Source organism: Escherichia sp. E4736, assembly GCF_005781225.1.
In the GTDB taxonomy this organism is placed as follows: Bacteria; Pseudomonadota; Gammaproteobacteria; order Enterobacterales; family Enterobacteriaceae; genus Escherichia.
Map to the genome: position 1 here is coordinate 274,678 of NZ_VATT01000007.1, position 18,940 is coordinate 293,617.

Annotated in this window: 21 protein-coding genes; 10 read left to right on the plus strand and 11 right to left on the minus strand. The window is 50.7% G+C overall.

Annotation, left to right across the window (positions count from 1 at the left end; all coding sequences use genetic code 11):
- Window positions 1–187 precede the first annotated feature (187 nt).
- Window positions 188–2,107 (plus strand): dihydroxyacetone kinase operon transcriptional regulator DhaR, encoded by a 1,920-nt coding sequence (gene dhaR, locus FEK46_RS05970; protein ID WP_135559639.1) that lies wholly within the window; start codon window positions 188–190, stop codon window positions 2,105–2,107.
- A gap of 37 nt (window positions 2,108–2,144) precedes the next feature.
- Here the strand turns inward: dhaR and FEK46_RS05975 are convergent, their stop codons facing one another.
- The 3 genes from FEK46_RS05975 to pth all read right to left on the minus strand — a co-directional run bounded on the left by FEK46_RS05975 (window position 2,145) and on the right by pth (window position 4,306).
- A complete protein-coding gene (locus FEK46_RS05975) occupies window positions 2,145–2,324 on the minus strand; it encodes a hypothetical protein (protein ID WP_171021370.1) in 180 nt (59 codons plus the stop codon).
- Window positions 2,325–2,513: 189 nt separating this feature from the next.
- Window positions 2,514–3,605: a redox-regulated ATPase YchF gene (gene ychF, locus FEK46_RS05980; RefSeq protein ID WP_135409858.1), complete on the minus strand. Its 1,092-nt coding sequence runs from the start codon at window positions 3,603–3,605 to the stop codon at window positions 2,514–2,516.
- Window positions 3,606–3,721: 116 nt separating this feature from the next.
- On the minus strand, window positions 3,722–4,306 hold the full coding sequence (gene pth, locus FEK46_RS05985) for an aminoacyl-tRNA hydrolase (protein WP_135559637.1): 585 nt from the start codon (window positions 4,304–4,306) through the stop codon (window positions 3,722–3,724).
- Window positions 4,307–4,583: 277 nt separating this feature from the next.
- On the opposite strand from pth, the gene ychH reads away from it, so the two are divergent.
- Window positions 4,584–4,862 (plus strand): stress-induced protein YchH, encoded by a 279-nt coding sequence (gene ychH, locus FEK46_RS05990; protein WP_064528711.1) that lies wholly within the window; start codon window positions 4,584–4,586, stop codon window positions 4,860–4,862.
- A gap of 59 nt (window positions 4,863–4,921) precedes the next feature.
- Here the strand turns inward: ychH and dauA are convergent, their stop codons facing one another.
- The 4 genes from dauA to lolB all read right to left on the minus strand — a co-directional run bounded on the left by dauA (window position 4,922) and on the right by lolB (window position 9,298).
- Complete coding sequence (gene dauA / locus FEK46_RS05995) at window positions 4,922–6,601, minus strand: C4-dicarboxylic acid transporter DauA (RefSeq protein WP_135559636.1); 1,680 nt, start codon at window positions 6,599–6,601, stop codon at window positions 4,922–4,924.
- A 124-nt stretch (window positions 6,602–6,725) separates the two neighbouring features.
- Window positions 6,726–7,673, minus strand: coding sequence for a ribose-phosphate diphosphokinase (gene prs / locus FEK46_RS06000; protein ID WP_001298109.1), 948 nt, complete (start codon window positions 7,671–7,673; stop codon window positions 6,726–6,728).
- 150 nt (window positions 7,674–7,823) lie between these two features.
- Complete coding sequence (gene ispE, locus FEK46_RS06005) at window positions 7,824–8,675, minus strand: 4-(cytidine 5'-diphospho)-2-C-methyl-D-erythritol kinase (protein WP_131162219.1); 852 nt, start codon at window positions 8,673–8,675, stop codon at window positions 7,824–7,826.
- Window positions 8,675–9,298, minus strand: coding sequence for a lipoprotein insertase outer membrane protein LolB (gene lolB / locus FEK46_RS06010; RefSeq protein WP_130205669.1), 624 nt, complete (start codon window positions 9,296–9,298; stop codon window positions 8,675–8,677). Before lolB ends, ispE begins: the two co-directional genes overlap by 1 nt.
- Before the next feature lie 213 nt (window positions 9,299–9,511).
- On the opposite strand from lolB, the gene hemA reads away from it, so the two are divergent.
- From hemA to kdsA, 6 genes are read left to right on the plus strand one after another with little or no spacing between them, the layout of a single operon-like run.
- Window positions 9,512–10,768 (plus strand): glutamyl-tRNA reductase, encoded by a 1,257-nt coding sequence (hemA, locus tag FEK46_RS06015; RefSeq protein ID WP_130205671.1) that lies wholly within the window; start codon window positions 9,512–9,514, stop codon window positions 10,766–10,768.
- Window positions 10,769–10,808: 40 nt separating this feature from the next.
- Window positions 10,809–11,891, plus strand: a complete 1,083-nt coding sequence (gene prfA / locus FEK46_RS06020) for a peptide chain release factor 1 (protein WP_130205673.1) — start codon at window positions 10,809–10,811, stop codon at window positions 11,889–11,891.
- The gene (prmC, locus tag FEK46_RS06025) at window positions 11,891–12,727 is read left to right on the plus strand and encodes a peptide chain release factor N(5)-glutamine methyltransferase (protein WP_130259704.1); all 837 of its coding nucleotides are present in this window, start codon (window positions 11,891–11,893) and stop codon (window positions 12,725–12,727) included. The genes prfA and prmC overlap by 1 nt, the downstream gene beginning before the upstream one ends.
- The gene (gene sirB2 / locus FEK46_RS06030) at window positions 12,721–13,113 is read left to right on the plus strand and encodes an invasion regulator SirB2 (protein ID WP_130259705.1); all 393 of its coding nucleotides are present in this window, start codon (window positions 12,721–12,723) and stop codon (window positions 13,111–13,113) included. The genes prmC and sirB2 overlap by 7 nt, the downstream gene beginning before the upstream one ends.
- A 3-nt stretch (window positions 13,114–13,116) precedes the next feature.
- Window positions 13,117–13,926, plus strand: a complete 810-nt coding sequence (gene sirB1 / locus FEK46_RS06035) for an invasion regulator SirB1 (RefSeq protein WP_001764444.1) — start codon at window positions 13,117–13,119, stop codon at window positions 13,924–13,926.
- A gap of 35 nt (window positions 13,927–13,961) precedes the next feature.
- On the plus strand, window positions 13,962–14,816 hold the full coding sequence (gene kdsA, locus FEK46_RS06040) for a 3-deoxy-8-phosphooctulonate synthase (protein WP_000811058.1): 855 nt from the start codon (window positions 13,962–13,964) through the stop codon (window positions 14,814–14,816).
- Window positions 14,817–14,966: 150 nt separating this feature from the next.
- On the opposite strand, the gene FEK46_RS06045 is transcribed toward kdsA, so the two are convergent.
- From FEK46_RS06045 to chaA, 3 genes are all read right to left on the minus strand, one after another.
- Window positions 14,967–15,074 carry a type I toxin-antitoxin system toxin Ldr family protein gene (locus FEK46_RS06045; protein ID WP_016265910.1) on the minus strand — a complete coding sequence of 36 codons (108 nt, stop codon included), beginning with the start codon at window positions 15,072–15,074 and terminating at the stop codon, window positions 14,967–14,969.
- 425 nt (window positions 15,075–15,499) lie between these two features.
- Window positions 15,500–15,607 (minus strand): type I toxin-antitoxin system toxin Ldr family protein, encoded by a 108-nt coding sequence (locus FEK46_RS06055; RefSeq protein WP_064528728.1) that lies wholly within the window; start codon window positions 15,605–15,607, stop codon window positions 15,500–15,502.
- Window positions 15,608–16,015: 408 nt separating this feature from the next.
- A complete protein-coding gene (gene chaA / locus FEK46_RS06065) occupies window positions 16,016–17,116 on the minus strand; it encodes a sodium-potassium/proton antiporter ChaA (protein ID WP_064528732.1) in 1,101 nt (366 codons plus the stop codon).
- 268 nt (window positions 17,117–17,384) lie between these two features.
- Between chaA and chaB the strand changes: the two genes are divergently transcribed.
- Entirely contained in the window at window positions 17,385–17,615 is a 231-nt protein-coding gene (gene chaB / locus FEK46_RS06070) for a putative cation transport regulator ChaB (protein WP_130216000.1), read from the plus strand.
- A gap of 157 nt (window positions 17,616–17,772) precedes the next feature.
- A complete protein-coding gene (chaC, locus tag FEK46_RS06075) occupies window positions 17,773–18,471 on the plus strand; it encodes a glutathione-specific gamma-glutamylcyclotransferase (protein ID WP_135486218.1) in 699 nt (232 codons plus the stop codon).
- A 51-nt stretch (window positions 18,472–18,522) separates the two neighbouring features.
- Here chaC and ychN read toward each other — a convergent pair whose 3' ends face one another.
- A complete protein-coding gene (gene ychN / locus FEK46_RS06080; protein WP_064528737.1) occupies window positions 18,523–18,876 on the minus strand; it encodes a DsrE/F sulfur relay family protein YchN in 354 nt (117 codons plus the stop codon).
- Window positions 18,877–18,940 lie beyond the last annotated feature (64 nt).

Consider the following 18,940-nt stretch of genomic DNA (forward strand, 5'->3'; position numbering starts at 1 on the left):
CAACGACACGGCGACCACTGACTGCCGATAAATCCATTGTGCATCAGGGAGGGGAAAAGAAAATTAACCAAAATTATGTTTCACAATGAAACATATGCTTTAATAAATGTTCCATAACGGAACAATGCCGAATCTGGATAAGTAAATTTGCGATGCGGAACACCTTTTTGTCATAAGGGCAGCAAATATGAATGACGGTTTTAACAACCAGCAACAGAGCGTATCTCCCTTGATAGCAGCATCCTGGGAGCGATGCCGCAAGCTGATGAAACGGGAGTCATGGAGCGTACCGCATCAGGCTCGGGGCGTGACATTTGCTTCTATCTATCGGCGTAAGGAAGCGATGCTGGCACTCGGGCAAGCGGCACTGGAAGATGCCTGGGAATATATGGAATCGCGGGCGTGCGGACTGTTCATCCTTGATGAAACCGCCTGCATCCTTAGTCGTTATGGCGATCCACAAACGTTGCACCAGCTTAGTGTCCTGGGATTCAATGACGGCACGTATTGCGCAGAGGGAATTATTGGTACTTGTGCGCTATCGTTAGCGGCTATCTCCGGTCAGGCAGTGAAAACGATGGCCGATCAACATTTCAAGCAGGCGCTATGGGATTGGGCATTTTGTGCAACGCCACTGTTTGACAGCAAGGGCCGATTAACGGGAACGATAGCGCTGGCATGTCCGGTTGAGCAAACCACCGCAGCCGATTTGCCGTTGACGCTGGCAATTGCGCGCGAGGTAGGAAATTTACTGCTGACAGACAGTTTACTGGCTGAAACAAACCGGCATTTAAATCAGCTTAACGCCTTGCTGGAAAGTATGGATGATGGCGTGATTAGCTGGGATGAGCAGGGTAATTTGCAATTTATCAATGCCCAGGCGGCGCGTGTTTTGTGTCTGGACGCGACGGCAAGTCAGGGAAGGCCGATCACTGAGCTATTAACGCTACCAACCGTATTGCAACAGGCAATAAAGCAAGCTCATCCCCTCAAACATGTGGAAGCGACTTTTGAAAGTCAGCACCAGTTTATTGATGCGGTCATTACCCTTAAACCGATAATTGAAACGCAAGGGACCAGCTTTATTCTGTTGCTCCATCCGGTAGAACAGATGCGGCAGTTGATGACCAGTCAATTAGGCAAAGTCAGCCATACCTTCGCTCATATGCCACAGGACGATCCGCAAACCCGCCGGTTGATCCATTTTGGCCGCCAGGCGGCGCGCAGCAGTTTCCCGGTGTTACTCTGTGGAGAAGAAGGCGTTGGCAAAGCACTGTTAAGCCAGGCCATTCACAATGAAAGCGAGCGTGCGGCGGGTCCCTATATCGCGGTTAATTGCGAGTTATATGGCGATGCGGCGCTGGCGGAAGAATTTATTGGTGGCGATCGCACGGAGAATGAAAATGGTCGTCTGAGTCGGCTGGAACTGGCACATGGCGGCACGTTGTGCCTTGAAAAGATTGAATATCTGGCGGCAGAGTTACAGTCTGCGTTGCTCCAGGTCATCAAACAAGGCGTCATCACAAGACTGGATGCGCGGCGTTTAATACCCATTGATGTCAAAGTGATTGCCACTACAACAGCGGACCTGGCGATGCTGGTGGAGCAAAATCGCTTTAGTCGCCAGCTTTATTACGCGCTTCATGCATTTGAAATTACCATCCCTCCTTTGTGGATGCGGCGCGACAGTATTCCGGCGCTGGTGAATAACAAATTACGCAGTCTTGAAAAACGCTTCTCTACGCGTCTGAAAATTGATGACGATGCGCTTACTCGCCTGGTTTCTTGCGCATGGCCTGGCAATGATTTTGAACTTTACAGCGTCATCGAGAATCTTGCGCTGAGTAGCGAAAACGGACGCATTCGTGTCAGTGATTTGCCGGAACACCTGTTTACTGAACAGGCGACAGATGATGCCAGCGCTACACGCCTTTCTACCAGTCTGTCATTCGCGGAAGTTGAAAAAGAGGCGATTATTAACGCGGCCCAGGTTACTGGCGGACGTATTCAGGAAATGTCGGTTTTACTCGGGATTGGTCGCACTACGCTGTGGCGAAAAATGAAGCAATACGGCATTGATGCGAGTCAGTTTAAGCGCCGTGGATAGCGGGAAAGTAGGCACTCTCCCGCGTATGACTTGCTAATTAATAGCGGCGACCATGACTGCCATGATTTGGCCCACCATTTGAAGGTGGCATTGGCTTACCGGAAGCCGCAGGACCACGCGGGCCATCGTTGTGGCGGTGATGATGGTGAGGAACACAAGCACTTAACAGGCTCGCAAAGACAATTGCTAACAGACTGAAGGTAAATGTTTTTTTCATGACAAACTCTTGAACGGTTAATGCACTGTGATTGTTATCACATAAAAGCCGCATTGTTAATATTGCCAGGAGTCTGATTATGGGGTTCGGTAACTCAGAATTGAAAGAAGCAGCGTAGCAGGCGTAAAAAAGCCATTATGTGCGACTCACATAATGGCTCGTTATTAACCGCCAGGATATTACGTGGAATTAGACGTTGAACAGGAAGTTCATCACATCGCCATCTTTAACGATGTAGTCTTTACCTTCTGCACGCATTTTGCCCGCTTCTTTCGCACCTTGTTCACCTTTGTAAGTGATGAAGTCTTCAAACGAGATGGTTTGTGCGCGGATAAAGCCTTTTTCAAAATCGGTGTGGATTTTACCAGCTGCCTGCGGCGCGGTTGCACCAACCGGAATGGTCCATGCGCGTACTTCTTTCACCCCAGCGGTGAAGTAAGTTTGCAGGTTCAGCAGTTTATAACCGGCACGGATCACACGGTTCAGGCCTGGTTCTTCCAGCCCCAGTTCCTGCATAAACTCGTCACGTTCTTCGTCGTCCAGTTCGGCAATGTCAGCTTCAACAGCAGCACAAACCGGAACCACAACAGAGCCTTCTTTCGCCGCGATTTCACGCACCTGGTCAAGATACGGGTTGTTTTCAAAACCGTCTTCGTTGACGTTGGCGATGTACATCGTTGGTTTCAGCGTCAGGAAGCTCAGGTAACGAATCGCCGCTTTCTCTTCTGCACTTAAATCCAGCGCGCGCAGCATGCCTGCGTTTTCCAGCTGTGGCAGGCATTTTTCCAGTACCGCCAGCTCGGCTTTCGCGTCTTTATCGCCACCTTTGGCTTTCTTCTGTACGCGGTGAATCGCACGTTCGCAGGTGTCGAGATCCGCCAGCGCCAGTTCGGTGTTGATAACGTCAATATCGTCCGCCGGGTTAACTTTGCCGGAAACGTGAATGATATTGTCATTCTCAAAGCAGCGAACAACGTGGCCGATCGCTTCGGTTTCACGAATGTTGGTCAGGAACTGGTTACCCAGACCTTCACCTTTCGACGCGCCTTTTACCAGACCGGCGATATCGACAAATTCCATGGTCGTGGGAAGCGTACGCTGCGGTTTTACGATTTCAGCCAGTTGATCCAGGCGAGGGTCAGGCATTGGTACGACGCCCGTGTTCGGCTCGATGGTACAGAATGGAAAGTTGGCCGCTTCAATACCGGCTTTGGTCAGCGCGTTGAACAGGGTAGATTTCCCGACGTTGGGCAAACCGACGATACCGCATTTGAATCCCATGATTTAAATCACCTTAATATCTTAATAATCAACCTGTTATCACAAACAGATTGCAGAAATGGAAATAACTTTGCCTATTATACACGGCACTCGGCAAAAATGCCGCAGACAACGACTTATTGCGCTTTAAAGGCGTGCAATCGGTTCGTTGCTTTGGTCAAACCATCTGTAAACCACATTTCAGTACAACGCGCCGCTTCGTCGATGGCTTCATCAATTAACTTCTGTTCACTAACAGGTGGTTTGCCTAACACAAACCCGACAACTTTGTTTTTATCGCCCGGATGACCGATTCCGATGCGTAAACGGTGAAAGTTAGGGTTATTACCCAATTTACTGATGATGTCTTTCAGTCCATTGTGACCACCGTGGCCACCGCCCAATTTAAATTTGGCGACGCCCGGAGGCAGATCCAGTTCGTCGTGAGCGACCAGAATTTCGTCCGGATTAATGCGGAAAAAACTGGCCATCGCGGCGACGGCTTTGCCGCTGAGATTCATAAATGTAGTCGGGACTAACAGGCGGACATCTTCGCCTCCGAGGGTAACTCGCGAGGTATAACCAAAGAATTTAGCCTCTTCGCGCAGGGGAGCGCGTAAACGCTCCGCCAGTAAGTCAACGAACCAGGCGCCAGCATTATGTCGCGTTGTGGCGTATTCAGCGCCGGGGTTCGCCAGGCCGACAATCAATTTAATCGTCACGTTTTTTTGTCCTGAGTGAGTACATAACTGGCGCGTAGTTTACTGGTTGCGGCCCCGCTTGACAAAAAACAGCGTGTTAAACGTAGATAACATAATAATTGCCAGTATCGACTATTAGAAAGTCAAGGTGTTCAGACGGTTATTTGTAAAGTTTTGTTGAAATAAGGGTTGTAATTGTGATCACGCCCGCACATAAGCCACAGGGGGTTGTCTATACTTTACACATAAGGAAGAGGGGTATTCCCTGTTACAACCCAGAAAGTTCCGGAGGTGACACATGAAACGCAAAAACGCTTCGTTACTCGGTAACGTGCTTATGGGGTTGGGTCTGGTGGTGATGGTGGTCGGCGTGGGGTATTCAATCCTCAACCAATTACCACAGTTTGATATGCCCCAGTATTTCGCACACGGTGCAGTGCTGAGTATTTTCGTCGGTGCCATTCTCTGGCTGGCGGGAGCCCGTGTTGGCGGGCATGAACAGGTGTGCGACCGTTACTGGTGGGTTCGCCACTATGACAAACGTTGCCGCCGTAGCGATAATCGCCGTCATAGCTAACAACTAAAGTAGTTTGCTGACCAGTCAGTTTGCGCTGACTGGTCAATTTAATGCCTTTCTTACAGATCAGCCATCGCTGCGCTGCGATTCGGGAAGAACGCCAGACGTCCCGGAATCGGTTGAATACCGGATCGGGCCATTGTACGCAGAGGCTGGAATTCCACGTTACACACGCGCAGTTCACACCCTTCAGGCAGGCGCTTCACAAAACGCTGGAACGCATCAAGACCACCGGCATCAAGCACCGGAACGGCATCCCACTTCAGAATAACAATCCGTTTTCCTTCCAGACGTGATTCCAGGTCGGTGAACAGACCTTCAGCCGCCGCGAAAAACAGCGGGCCAATAACACGCAAGACCAGCACATCTTCAGGAACGTCTACTGCCACCGGCGCCAGACGAGTCATACGGGCGATACGGCGCATAAACAGCAACGATGCCAGAACAATCCCCACGCTGATGGCAATAACCATATCAAACAGCACGGTCAGTGACATACACAGCAGCATGACGATGATGTCATCTTTCGGCGCATGACGCAGCAAGTCGACCACTTTGTGCGCTTCACTCATGTTCCACGCCACCATCAACAGCAGGGCCGCCATGGCGGAAAGCGGCAGCCAGGAGAGCAGTGGTGCCAGTACCAGCAGGGCGAGAATAACCAGAATAGAGTGGATCACCGCCGAGATAGGGGAAGTTGCCCCAGCACGGACGTTAGCGGCAGAACGTGCGATGGCAGCAGTAGCGGTAATACCACCAAAGAATGGAGCGATGATATTCCCCAGCCCCTGACCGACCAGTTCACTATTCGCCTTGTGCTTAGTCCCGGTCATACCATCCAGTACGACGGCGCAGAGCAGAGATTCGATTGCCCCGAGCATTGCCATTGAGAATGCCGCAGGCAGCAGAGTGCGAATAGAATCCCAGGTTAGTGTGAATTCTGAATTAGGCAGATCCCACGGCAGCACCAGTTGCGGCAGCAGTTGCGGAATACCGTTACCCTGAGAACCATCGGCCAGAACGTAGTGGAATTGCGACCCGATGGTAGCAACATGTCCGCCAAGCAGGTTAACAATCCCCATCACCGCGCAACCAGCCAGCAAGGCCGGAAGGTGACCAGGTAAACGAATACCCAAACGTGGCCAGAAAATCAGAATGCCAAGCGTCACGATACCAATAGCAGCATCACCCACATTAATGGTCGGCAGCGCCATAAATAATGCGCCGACTTTTTGTAGATAATGTTCCGGGACATGAGCCATTTGCAGACCGAGAAAATCTTTAATCTGCATGGTACCGATGGTAATCCCGATACCCGAGGTAAAACCTAAGGTGACGGAAACCGGAATATATTCAATCAGACGACCAAAGCGCGCCAGACCCATCAGGATCAAAAAGATCCCCGACAACAACGTCGCAACCAGCAGGCCTGCCAGTCCAAACTGTTGCGAAACGGGATAGAGAATTACTACAAATGCTGCAGTCGGACCGGAAACGCTAAAGCGCGACCCACCCGTCAGAGCTATGACAATCCCCGCAACGGCAGCGGTATATAAACCGTATTGAGGAGCCACACCACTGCCAATTGCCAACGCCATCGCCAGAGGAATAGCAATAATCCCAACGGTTATCCCGGCAATCAGGTCACGGGTAAACCGTGCGGCAGTGTATTTTTCTTTCCAGCAAGCGTCGATCAGAGCGCGGAAAGGCATCACATGTGAGGAAAATATTTTGTTCACAATAATGTTTCATCCGTGAGCGCATCATCTGTCAACTAAATGGCAGGTGAAGGAGGCATAGGTCATACAAATGGATATTACAGACAAAAAAACCCGCCGCAGCGGGTCTTTGAGCCGGGTTCGATTAATGTTCGAACATGGCAGAGATCGATTCTTCGTTGCTGATACGACGAATCGCTTCGGCCAGCATACCTGACAGGGTCAGAGTACGCACGTTCGGCAGTGATTTGATTTCATCGCTCAGCGGAATGGTATCGCAGACAACGACTTCATCAATTACAGAGTTACGCAGGTTGTTCGCCGCGTTGCCAGAGAAGATCGGGTGAGTCGCGTACGCAAATACACGCTTAGCACCACGTTCTTTCAGAGCTTCAGCAGCTTTACACAGCGTACCGCCAGTGTCGATCATATCATCGACCAGTACGCAGTCACGACCTGCAACGTCACCGATGATATGCATCACCTGGGAAACGTTCGCACGCGGACGACGTTTGTCGATGATTGCCATATCGGTATCGTTCAGCAGCTTAGCGATAGCGCGGGCACGCACAACGCCGCCGATGTCCGGGGAAACCACAATCGGGTTATCCAGATTCAGCTGCAGCATGTCTTCCAGCAGGATCGGGCTACCAAATACGTTATCAACCGGAACGTCGAAGAAACCCTGAATCTGTTCAGCGTGCAGATCCACTGTCAGCACACGGTCAACACCGACGCTGGAGAGGAAGTCTGCAACCACTTTCGCAGTGATTGGTACACGAGCGGAACGGACGCGACGGTCCTGGCGCGCATAGCCAAAGTAGGGGATAACAGCGGTGATACGACCTGCGGAAGCACGACGCAGGGCATCAACCATCACGACTAATTCCATCAGGTTGTCGTTAGTAGGGGCACAAGTGGACTGGATGATGAAAATATCACCACCGCGTACATTTTCGTTAATTTGTACGCTGACTTCGCCGTCGCTAAAGCGACCTACAGCGGCGTCGCCGAGTGAAGTGTACAGGCGGTTGGCAATACGTTGTGCTAGTTCCGGGGTGGCGTTACCAGCAAAAAGCTTCATATCAGGCACGAGAAGAACCTCAGGCATGCGTCCATTGGTGGAAAGAATCTGCCGAAAACTGTGCGGGCCAGGCAATATTCTTTCCAGGCGGTGTATTAAAGAGCGCGATGCAACGTCTGGAACAAGGTGACGTTGTCACCGAAACTCAGCTTGCCCGGCTTAAAGCATGGCTCTGTGCAATGGGGAAAGATTGACACCTTTCGCCACAAAGCCATTGAGCCATTCCGGGGCTTGCTCTAGCACCTGGCGGGCTTCAGACTCTGTATCAAATTCAGCAAAGACACAGGCCCCTGTCCCAGTCAGGCGCGACGGGGCGTATTCTAACAGCCAGGAAAGCACCGCATCAACCTCGCGAAAACGTTTTCTTGCGATAACCTCGCAATCATTGCTGAATTCACATTTTAGCAACGTTTCTATTGACCTTTTCGCCGTGTTGCGCGGGAGTTCGGGATCTTTAAAAATCATTGGTGTAGGAATATTCACGCCAGGGTGCGCAACCAGATACCATTTCTCTGGTGGATTCACCGGCGTTAATATTTCGCCGACCCCTTCGGCAAAAGCAGCATGACCACGGACAAAAACCGGAACATCTGCGCCCAGCGTCAGACCGATTTCTGCCAACTCATCAACACTCAGTCCGCATTGCCACAGATGATTTAAAGCTACCAGAACTGTTGCGGCATTGGATGAACCACCGCCCAGACCACCACCCATAGGCAAACGCTTGTCAATGCTGATATCTGCACCACTTCCTTTCGGAAGACGCCCACTGGCGGCGGCTGCTTTCATCAACAACCGTGCCGCGCGAACAATCAGGTTATCTTCGTGTTCCACACCTTCAACTGGCGTTAACAGGCGGATTTCCCCATCGTTGCGAAGTTCAATGCTGATAGTGTCGCCGTAATCCAGAAACTGAAACAGCGTTTGCAGCGTGTGGTAGCCGTCCGCACGCTGACCGGTAATGTATAAAAACAGATTAAGCTTTGCCGGAGAGGGCCACTGAGTCCGCATTATTTCACTATCCAGTTATCCATTTTTAACTTGATGCGCTGACCACCTTCGGTGAGTTCCATGTTGGCAGGCATCGCAGGTTGCGTTTTGGTGTCATAACCGCCGTATACCACTTTCCATTTTTTACCGTTCTGACTATAGGTAATTTCGCTCAGGCGGTACTGGTCGTCCAGTTTGTAGTCGGTTGCATCACCTGGCAAACCTAAAATCCACTGGCGCAAACTGTTGAGCGGAATCGGCATTCCGGTCAATTTGCCAATCATCTCTTCGGCGTCATCGGCGGTGTAACGCTGGCCTTTATTGTCCACTAACTGCACATTACCCGGCTGGGCATTCAACTCCAGCTCAGTGCTGCCCAATGGGTTAGTCAGCAGCAGACGGTAGCGATCCTGACCAGTTTGCTGCCAGAAGAAACGGGCATACACTTTTTGTTGGTCAGAAATATAGGCAAACGCACCGCGTGTCTGGTACTGATTCAGGTTGCGCACGTCTTGCTGATGCTGACGCCACTGTGGCGAATCCGGGCTTTTGCCCGGACCTTTCGGCGTCGTAACGGAACAGGCCGTGAGCACGAGAGCAGCCAGCGGTAGCAGGCGGATAAAGCGAAAATCGGGCAGGGGCATAATAATGACAAGTCCTTGAGATACGTTGCAGTTATAACCCTTAATGCTAGCGTTACCGTCAGCCATCGTCTATGTTCAAGTTGTCTTAATTGCCAGAATCTAACGGGTTTAGGCAATTACTCCAAAAGGGGGCGCTCTCTTTTATTGATCCCGCGCATCCTGTATGATGCGAGCAGACTAACCATATCAACGTTGGTATTATTTCCCGCAGACATGACCCTTTTAGCACTCGGTATCAACCATAAAACGGCACCTGTATCGCTGCGAGAACGTGTATCGTTTTCGCCGGATAAGCTCGATCAGGCGCTGGACAGTCTGCTCGCGCAGCCGATGGTGCAGGGCGGCGTGGTGCTGTCGACGTGTAACCGCACAGAACTTTATCTTAGCGTTGAAGAGCAGGATAACCTGCAAGAGGCGCTCATTCGCTGGTTGTGCGATTACCATAATCTCAACGAAGAAGATCTGCGTAATAGCCTCTATTGGCATCAGGATAACGACGCGGTCAGCCATTTAATGCGTGTTGCCAGTGGCCTGGACTCATTGGTATTGGGCGAGCCGCAAATCCTCGGCCAGGTAAAAAAAGCCTTTGCCGATTCGCAAAAAGGCCATATGAAGGCCAGCGAACTGGAGCGTATGTTCCAGAAATCTTTCTCCGTGGCGAAACGCGTTCGCACTGAAACGGATATTGGCGCCAGTGCGGTATCTGTTGCATTTGCGGCTTGTACGCTGGCGCGGCAGATCTTTGAATCGCTCTCTACGGTGACCGTATTGCTGGTTGGCGCGGGCGAAACCATCGAGCTGGTGGCGCGTCATCTGCGCGAACACAAAGTACAGAAGATGATTATCGCCAACCGTACTCGCGAACGTGCCCAAATTCTGGCAGATGAAGTCGGCGCGGAAGTGATTGCCCTGAGCGATATCGACGAACGTCTGTGTGAAGCCGATATCATCATCAGTTCCACCGCTAGCCCGTTGCCGATTATCGGTAAAGGCATGGTGGAGCGCGCATTAAAAAGTCGTCGCAACCAACCGATGCTGCTGGTCGATATTGCCGTTCCACGCGATGTTGAGCCAGAAGTTGGCAAACTGGCGAATGCCTACCTTTACAGCGTTGATGATCTGCAAAGCATTATTTCGCACAACCTGGCGCAACGTAAAGCCGCCGCAGTTGAGGCGGAAACTATCGTCGCCCAGGAAACCAGCGAATTTATGGCGTGGCTACGCGCACAAAGCGCCAGCGAAACCATTCGCGATTATCGCAGCCAGGCTGAACAAGTTCGCGATGAGTTAACCGCCAAAGCGTTAGCGGCCCTGGAACAGGGCGGCGACGCGCAAGCCATAATGCAGGATCTGGCATGGAAACTGACTAACCGCCTGATCCATGCGCCAACGAAATCACTTCAACAGGCCGCCCGTGACGGGGATAACGAACGCCTGAATATTCTGCGCGACAGCCTCGGGCTGGAGTAGCAGTACATCATTTTCTTTTTTACAGGGTGCATTTACGCCTATGAAGCCTTCTATCGTTGCCAAACTGGAAGCCCTGCATGAACGCCATGAAGAAGTTCAGGCACTGCTGGGTGATGCGCAAACCATCGCCGACCAGGAACGTTTTCGCGCATTATCACGTGAATATGCGCAGTTAAGTGATGTTTCGCGCTGTTTCACCGACTGGCAACAGGTTCAGGAAGATATTGAAACCGCGCAGATGATGCTCGACGATCCGGAAATGCGCGAGATGGCGCAGGATGAGCTGCGTGAAGCTAAAGAAAAAAGCGAGCAACTGGAACAACAGTTACAGGTTCTTTTGCTGCCAAAAGATCCCGATGACGAACGTAACGCCTTCCTTGAAGTGCGTGCCGGAACTGGTGGTGATGAAGCGGCGCTGTTCGCTGGCGATCTGTTCCGTATGTACAGCCGCTACGCCGAAGCCCGCCGCTGGCGTGTAGAAATCATGAGCGCCAGCGAGGGTGAACATGGCGGTTATAAAGAGATCATCGCCAAAATTAGCGGTGATGGTGTGTATGGACGTTTGAAATTCGAATCTGGCGGCCATCGTGTGCAGCGTGTTCCTGCGACGGAATCGCAAGGGCGTATTCATACTTCTGCTTGTACCGTAGCGGTAATGCCGGAGCTGCCGGAAGCGGAACTACCGGATATCAACCCGGCAGATTTGCGTATCGATACTTTCCGTTCCTCAGGCGCAGGTGGTCAGCACGTTAACACCACCGATTCGGCAATTCGTATTACTCACTTGCCGACCGGTATTGTTGTTGAATGTCAGGACGAACGTTCGCAGCATAAAAACAAAGCGAAGGCGCTTTCAGTGCTCGGTGCTCGTATCCATGCAGCGGAAATGGCAAAACGCCAGCAGGCAGAGGCTTCCACCCGTCGCAACTTGCTGGGTAGCGGCGATCGCAGCGATCGTAACCGTACCTACAACTTCCCGCAGGGGCGTGTTACCGATCACCGCATCAACCTGACGCTCTACCGTCTGGATGAAGTAATGGAAGGTAAACTGGATATGCTGATAGAACCGATCGTCCAGGAACATCAGGCCGACCAACTGGCGGCGTTGTCCGAGCAGGAATAATGGAATATCAACACTGGTTACGTGAAGCAATAAGCCAACTTCAGGCGAGCGAAAGCCCGCGGCGCGATGCTGAAATCCTGCTGGAGCATGTTACCGGCAAGGGGCGCACTTATATTCTCGCCTTTGGTGAAACGCAGTTGACTGAAGAGCAATGTGAGCAACTCGACGCGCTTTTAGCCCGTCGCCGTGCCGGTGAACCTATTGCTCATTTAACCGGTGTGCGTGAGTTCTGGTCGTTGCCGTTATTTGTTTCGCCAGCGACCTTAATTCCGCGCCCGGATACGGAATGTCTGGTGGAACAGGCACTGGCGCGATTGCCTGAACAACCTTGTCGCATTCTCGATCTTGGAACTGGCACAGGGGCAATTGCACTGGCATTGGCCAGCGAACGCCCGGATTGCGATGTTACGGCGGTTGACCGAATGCCTGACGCTATCGCTCTTGCGAAGCGCAATGCGCAAAATCTGGCAATCAAAAATATCCACATCCTGCAAAGCGACTGGTTTAGCGCGCTAGCCGGGCAGCAGTTTACGATGATTGTCAGCAATCCGCCGTATATCGACGAGCAGGATCCACATCTTCAACAAGGCGATGTTCGCTTTGAGCCACTCACTGCGCTGGTTGCGGCAGACAGCGGAATGGCAGACATCGTGCATATCATCGAACAGTCGCGTAACGCGCTGGTATCCGGCGGTTTTCTGCTTCTGGAACATGGCTGGCAGCAGGGCGAAGCTGTGCGACAGGCATTTATCCACGCGGGATATCATGAAGTCGAAACCTGTCGGGACTATGGTGATAACGAGCGTGTAACGCTCGGTCGCTATTATCGATGTTAAGTTTTACTACGCTGCTTAGCGTTCATCTCATTAGCATTGCGCTTTCTGTTGGGCTCTTAACCCTACGATTCTGGCTACGTTACCAGGAGCATCCACTGGCATTCGCTCGTTGGACGCGCATTGTGCCGCCGGTTGTCGACACGGTGTTATTGCTTAGCGGCATCGCGCTGATGGCTAAAGCGCACATCCTGCCATTTTCCGGGCAGGCTGAATGGCTGACTGAAAAGCTGTTTGGAGTTATCATTTATATCGTTTTGGGTTTTATTGCACTCGATTATCGTCGGATGCACAGTCAGCAGGCGCGCATTATTGCCTTCCCGCTGGCGCTGGTGGTGCTGTACATCATCATTAAACTCGCCACCACAAAAGTACCGTTACTGGGGTAAGTCATGAGATCGTTAGCTGATTTCGAATTTAATAAAGCACCATTGTGCGAAGGCATGATCCTGGCTTGCGAAGCAATCCGCCGCGATTTTCCCTCGCAAGATGTCTACGACGAACTGGAGCGTCTCGTTAGTCTGGCGAAGGAAGAAATTAGCCAGCTTCTGCCATTAGAAGAGCAGCTGGAAAAATTAATCGCGCTGTTTTACGGCGAATGGGGGTTTAAAGCCTCACGTGGTGTTTATCGTCTTTCCGATGCATTATGGCTTGATCAAGTGCTAAAAAATCGGCAGGGCAGTGCGGTATCGTTAGGCGCCGTTTTATTGTGGGTTGCTAATCGTCTCGATTTGCCACTATTGCCGGTGATATTCCCAACGCAGCTTATATTGCGCATAGAATGCCCGGACGGAGAAATCTGGCTGATTAACCCTTTTAACGGTGAATCATTAAGCGAACATATGCTGGATGTGTGGTTAAAGGGAAATATCAGCCCGTCTGCGGAACTGTTTTATGAAGACCTGGATGAAGCCGATAACATTGAGGTTATCCGTAAACTGTTGGATACGCTGAAAGCGTCGCTGATGGAAGAAAATCAGATGGAACTGGCATTACGCACCAGCGAGGCCTTATTACAATTTAACCCGGAAGATCCGTATGAAATTCGCGATCGTGGGTTGATTTACGCGCAACTGGATTGCGAACACGTTGCGTTGAATGATTTAAATTATTTCGTTGAACAGTGTCCGGAAGACCCGATCAGCGAAATGATACGTGCGCAAATTAACAACATCGCGCATAAACATATTGTGCTGCATTAATTAATCGACACTTTACTTAAGATTAAGGCGATCCTATGAAACAAAAAGTGGTTAGCATTGGCGACATCAACGTAGCAAATGACCTGCCGTTCGTGCTGTTTGGTGGTATGAACGTGCTGGAATCTCGCGATCTGGCGATGCGCATTTGCGAACACTACGTAACCGTAACCCAGAAACTGGGTATCCCTTACGTGTTCAAAGCCTCTTTTGACAAAGCCAACCGTTCCTCCATCCACTCTTATCGTGGACCAGGACTGGAAGAAGGGATGAAAATCTTCCAGGAACTGAAACAGACATTTGGCGTAAAAATTATCACTGACGTTCACGAGCCAAGCCAGGCACAGCCTGTTGCTGATGTGGTAGATGTTATTCAGTTGCCAGCATTTCTTGCTCGCCAGACTGACCTGGTGGAAGCAATGGCGAAGACTGGCGCGGTAATTAACGTCAAGAAACCACAGTTCGTGAGCCCAGGCCAAATGGGTAATATCGTTGATAAATTCAAAGAAGGCGGCAACGATAAAGTGATTCTTTGTGACCGTGGCGCTAACTTTGGTTACGACAACCTGGTCGTTGATATGCTGGGCTTCAGCATAATGAAGAAAGTCTCTGGCAACTCCCCGGTAATTTTCGACGTTACCCACGCACTGCAATGCCGCGATCCGTTTGGTGCAGCTTCTGGTGGTCGCCGCGCCCAGGTTGCCGAATTGGCACGTGCCGGTATGGCTGTAGGTTTGGCTGGTCTGTTTATTGAAGCGCATCCGGATCCGGAACATGCGAAATGTGACGGTCCATCCGCGCTGCCGCTGGCTAAACTGGAGCCGTTCCTCAAGCAGATGAAAGCGATTGATGATCTGGTTAAAGGTTTCGAAGAACTGGATACCAGCAAGTAATCTTTTCTGCTTTGAAAACAAAAGCCTTATCGTTATACGATAGGGCTTTTTTCATGGTCAAAGAAGACAAAAAAAGGCCGCAGGCTGTTACCCCTGCGACCGGTTTCGGGCGCACATTGCCATCACGGCAGCCTGACGCCCGTTTTCACCTTACTTCCGGCTACGCCACCAGCCAACAATCGCTGCGGTAATAATTCCCGCCAGGATCGGTGCTGCCAGGTCGTGCCAGAAAATCACGGCAAACTGCGCGAGCGTCATATAGCCGCCTTGTTGTAATGACAACATTTTGCGGCTATTCTTGAAGTGTCTGGTTTCAAGATTAGCCCCCGTTCTGTTGTCAGGTTTGACCTCTCAACGTGCGGGGGTTTTCTCTTTCCAGCAACCAATGCCACCAGGGATAAAGCCCCCGCAACATTGCGCCTCACCGGATAACTCCGGCTTGGTGTCGATACTACGTCTCAATTCATCTTCACTTCATCCCTGAAATGTTTGCAATGCTGTATGCGTTCCGGCTTTTCATCAGCTGTTGCAGTTGTTTCATGAGTGCACTGGATGAGCTTCCAGATCTGGTTGCCAGTGTCTACTTGTGGAAGAGATAAATACAAAAAAGGCCGCAGGCTGTTAACCCTGCGGCCGGTTTCGGGCGCATATTGCCATTACGGCAGCCTGACGCTCGTTTTACCTTACTTCCGGCTACGCCACCAGCTGACAATCGCTGCGGTAATAATTCCCGCAAGGATCGGTGCTGCCAGGTCGTGCCAGAAAATCACGGCAAACTGCGCGAGCGTCATATAACCGCCTTTTTGTTGTAATGACAACATTTCGCGGCTATTCTTGAATTGTTCTGGTTCAAGATTAGCCCCCGTTCTGTTGTCAGGTTTGACCTCTCAACGTGCGGGGGTTTTCTCTTTCCAGCAACCAATGCCGCCAGGGATAAAGCCCCCACAACATTGCGCCTCACCGGATAACTCCGGCTTGGTGTGGATACTACGGCTCAATTTATATTCACTTCATCCCTGAAATGTGCGCAATGCTGTACGCGTTCCGGCTTTTCATCAGCTGTTGCAGTGGTTTCGTGCAGGTTGTGGTACAGGCTCGCAAATCTGATTAACGATCTGTTCAGGTAGTATGAAGAAATACTATAAGCAGATAATTTTTATTATCTCCTCCGATTTCCGCCATCGGAGGAGATATAAATGTCAGGCAAATATTGTCATTAAATAAGCTGCAAACAGTGCCAGATGCGCCGCGCCGTTGAGCACGTTGGTACGGCCAGTTGAAAATGAAATATGGCACAGTACCAAAGAGGCTACCATTACCACCATCTCTGGTGCGCCCAGAGCAAACTGCAATTCATTACCCGTCATAAAGGCGATAAGCGTTACAACAGGTACGGTAAGCGAAATAGTCGCTAATACCGAGCCAAAGAACAGATTCATCGCGCGCTGGACCTGGTTGCTTAAAACTGCTTTTAACGCGCCCAAACCTTCCGGCGACAGAATCAATAGCGCTACCAGGAAACCGGTAAAGGCCACCGGCGCATTCATGCTGGTGAGCAATGTTTCTAGCGGGCTGGCGTTCATTTTGGTGACCGCAATAACGGCAATTAGATGGATAATTAACCAGATGGCATGCCACAGGCTGCTATGAGCAGACGGTTTGCCATGATGCGGATCGTCATCATCGCTGTCATCTTCATGTTCATAGACAAACAGGCTTTGATGCGTTTTGGTCTGAATCAGCAAAAATACGCCGTACATCGCTGCGGAAATTAATGCCACAAGTAACGCCTGACCGGTCGAAAAATTCGCCGCAGGCAGCGCCATCGGAAATACCAGCACGATTATGGCTAATGGGAACAGAGCAATTAAATACTGTTTAATACCAAACAGATTCATATATTGGGTAGCAAATTTACGGCCACCCAGCAGTAATGAAAAACCAACCAGTCCGCCGGTAACAATCATAATGATTGAATAGAGCGTATCTCGCATTAACGTCGGCGCTGCATCGCCGGTCGCCATTAATGCTGAAATCAAACTGACTTCAAGAATAACGACGGAAAGGCTAAGAATAAGCGAACCGTAAGGTTCACCCAGACGATGGGCTAGTACGTCCGCATGACGGACAACACTAAAAGCACTGCTTAAAATACCAATAAGAGCAAGAAGATTGATGCCAATAACCACTGGTAGTGTTTGACTGCTTCCCCACAGGGACAGCACTACCAGCGCCAGAACCGGGAAAATAAGCGAAGTCTCCTTGTGGCGGGTTTTTACCGCCTCGTGAGCATTTGTCATTATGGTTATCCTTTGCAGATGAATTTGTCGGAAATGTAATAAATAGGCAGGAAAAATAACAGAAAGTGTCAGGATATCGGTAACATTTTACGAAATTTTACCCCGTAGTCGTTTTTTTACTCTTCGGAGCATAAAAATAAGCTACGTGTTTAGACAATGTTTGTATTCGCGTCTCTTAAGAAGAGTCTGACCTGAGAATTCTTATGTTTTGGCAAGAGGGGATATTGTTGACCACACTTAATGTTCAATTTTAATAAAGGAGTCAACAATGCCGTATAAAACGAAAAGCGACCTGCCGGAAAGCGTAAAACACGTTTTACCCACTCATGCCCAGGATATCTATAAAGAAGCATTCAACAGCGCCTGGGAGCAATATAAAGATAAAGAAGACCGGCGTGATGATGCCAGTCGCGAAGAGACCGCACATAAAGTGGCCTGGGCTGCGGTGAAACATGAATATGCCAAAGGCGATGATGATAAATGGCATAAAAAATCGTAAAACTCAGCGGCAAGTTAAAGCCATTCGTGCGGTGTTGCCTTGCAAGTGGTCTGTGGATTGCATATTGTCCCAATAGTGGTTTCAAAATGAGCAGTAAAAATGTCCGGAAGACACCAAAAAGTTGTCGCAGGGAAGTATGCAGTGGCGGAGGTGTAAGGTGATAACGCGTGATTTCTTGATGAATGCCGATTGTAAAACGGCATTTGGTGCCATTGAAGAATCACTCTTATGGTCGGCAGAACAACGGGCGGCCTCACTGGCGGCGACGCTGTCTTGTCGACCTGATGAGGGACCGGTGTGGATCTTCGGCTATGGATCATTAATGTGGAATCCGGCGCTGGAGTTTACCGAGTCGTGCACCGGTACGCTGGTTGGGTGGCATCGTGCTTTCTGTTTGCGGCTTACTGCCGGGCGGGGGACTGCGCACCAGCCGGGGAGGATGCTTGCACTGAAAGAGGGCGGGCGTACCACGGGCGTCGCGTATCGTCTGCCGGAAGAGTCCCTGGAGCAGGAGCTGACCTTACTGTGGAAGCGTGAGATGATTACTGGCTGCTATCTGCCGTCCTGGTGTCAGCTTCATCTTGACGATGGCCGCACCGTCAATGCGCTGGTGTTCATTATGGACCCGCGTCATCCTGAGTATGAATCCGATACCCGCGCTCAGGTGATTGCCCCGTTGATTGCTGCGGCGAGTGGGCCATTGGGAACCAACGCACAGTACTTGTTTTCCCTGGAACAAGCGCTTAACAAACTGGGGATGCAGGATGACGGGCTGAGTGATTTACTGGTGTCGGTGAAAAAACTTCTGGCGGAAAATTTCCCGGATGGTGTGTTACGGCCCGGGTTTGCCCGATAAAACATTTTAGCAGTGGGGCATCTCTATTATCTTGAGCGCCCCATACTTACGTTAAAATGTGAGCACTTTATCGGCAAGCAGCGTCCATTGCGCCAGTTCTACCAGAGTACCAATTTCCACTCCATCAATCAGTGGAAGTGTGCTGATGCCACGACCATCGGTGCAGGTTTTGCACAATTTCACTGGCACATTTTGCGCCGTGAGGATCTCCAGCATTTGCTGAATGTTATAGCCTTCCCCAGGTTTTTGTCCGCGCAATCCGGCAGTGACCGCATCAGACATCAGGAATAGACGCAGATCCAGGTAGCTTTCCTGCTCTCGTAGCGCAATGGCCAGCCGCAGGCTGTTAAATAAGGATTCGCTCCCGTAGGGGGCGCCATTGGCAACGATCACGATTCTTTGCATTATTTACTCCTGTATTCAGGGAATTAGATGTTCAGTTTCTATCTTACAGCTTGTGTGCTGTCTG